The organism is Martelella sp. FLE1502, assembly GCF_053484255.1.
Genome location: NZ_JBAKFQ010000092.1, coordinates 1 through 214, shown reverse-complemented (window position 1 = coordinate 214; position 214 = coordinate 1). Strand labels below are relative to the sequence as shown.

The following is a 214-nucleotide window of genomic DNA, read 5'->3' as shown; positions in this document are numbered from 1 at the left end:
AACCTTGGGGTGGGGCCCACACGCGCGGTGTGGGGGGCCCGGCAATTTTTTTTTAAACCCCTCGTGGTGGGGGACAATAAAAAAAAAAAAAAAACAAAAAAAAAAAAAAAAAAAATAAAAAAAAAAAAAAAAAAAAAAACCCACACAAAAAAAAAAAGAAAAAAAAAAATGTTGCCGGATAAAAAAAAAAAAGCGGGGGGGGGGGGGGGGGGGG

At 38.8% G+C, this 214-nt stretch carries 1 protein-coding gene; it reads left to right on the top strand.

Annotated features, from left to right (window positions below; all coding sequences use genetic code 11):
• Positions 1-214: hypothetical protein (locus tag V6767_RS22810; protein WP_448475523.1), on the top strand; the 214-nt coding region annotated here is incomplete at both ends.